Annotated in this window: 1 protein-coding gene; it reads left to right on the forward strand. The window is 67.3% G+C overall.

Going from position 1 to position 1313, the window contains the following annotated elements:
* Window positions 1-235 precede the first annotated feature (235 nt).
* Window positions 236-1294 carry an IS110 family RNA-guided transposase gene (locus ABD212_RS18950; RefSeq protein ID WP_344097777.1) on the forward strand — a complete coding sequence of 353 codons (1059 nt, stop codon included), beginning with the start codon at window positions 236-238 and terminating at the stop codon, window positions 1292-1294.
* The last annotated feature ends 19 nt before the right edge of the window (window positions 1295-1313 follow it).

Raw genomic sequence — 1313 nt, forward strand, 5'->3', positions numbered from 1 at the left:
TCAGTGTCAGGGTGACAGTGCCGCGTTGCGGTGGTTGGATCCTGATCACCTGGTGTCTGGCTCGTAGCGTCCCTGCCGCTCCCGTTGGGGTTGGCGTTCATGCGTTTTGCCGATGCCGGGTGTGATGGACCGGCCGGCGTGACTTGATAGGAGCGTGGCGACGCCCCCGACTGAGGTTTGTCCGCCGACCGGCCCAACCTGTCCCATTCGGATCAGTTGGAAGGAGACGATTTCCATGGTGATCGTCCTTGGCGCGGATGTCCACAAGGCCACACACACGTTCGTCGCGGTCGACGAGGTCGGTCGCAAGCTCGGCGAGAAGACGGTGCGGGCCACCACGACCGGTCACGACGGCGCGCTGCGGTGGGCGCGAGCCCAGTTCGGTGATGAGCTGCGGTGGGGAATCGAGGATTGCCGGCATCTGTCGGCCCGGCTCGAGCGGGATCTGCTCGGGGCCGGGCAGCAGGTGGTGCGGGTGCCGCCGAAACTGATGGCACAGGCTCGCGCGTCTGCCCGTGAGCGGGGGAAGTCGGATCCGATCGACGCTCTTGCTGTCGCTCGGGCGGTGCTGCGGGAACCGGACCTGCCGGCCGCGTCGCACGATGAGTCGACGCGAGAGTTGAAGCTGCTCGTGGACCGCAGAGAAGACCTGGTCAGCGAGCGAACTCGGCAGATCAACCGGCTGCGCTGGCACCTGCACGAACTGGACCCCGAGTTCGAGGTCCCCGCGAAGTCGCTGCGGATTCGGGCGCAACGCGAGCGTGTCGCCGGCTGGTTGACCGGCCGCGATGGGCTGGTCGCGGAGATCGCCCGGGACATCCTCACCGACATCAGCCTGGTCAGCCGGAAAGCCGACGACTTGGAGAAGCGAATCATCGTTCTCGTGGAAGCCCGCTACCCACACCTGCTCGCGATCCCGGGATGCGGCCCGCTGGCTGCGGCGAAGATCGCTGGGGAGACCGCGAACGCGACCCGGTTCCGGTCCGAGGCATGCTTCGCGATGAACGCCGGCGTTGCACCCCTCCCGGTGTGGTCAGGGACCACCCGCGGTCGGGTCAGGATGAGCCGAACCGGGAACCGCCAGCTCAACGCGGCGCTGCACCGCATCGCGGTCACCCAGATCCGACTCGACGGCCTGGGACGCGTCTACTACCGGAAGCGAATCGACACCGGCGACTCCACCTTCGAAGCCCTACGCTGCCTGAAACGCCGCCTCGCCCGCACGGTCTTCAACGCCCTCACCGCCGACCAGCAACCGAGCCAGATCCCCGCGAGCCTCCCCCTCGCGGCCTAAGACTTGACATAGGAGAAAC

The organism is Microbacterium deminutum (genome assembly GCF_039530205.1).
GTDB classification, from domain to species: Bacteria; Actinomycetota; Actinomycetes; order Actinomycetales; family Microbacteriaceae; genus Microbacterium; species Microbacterium deminutum.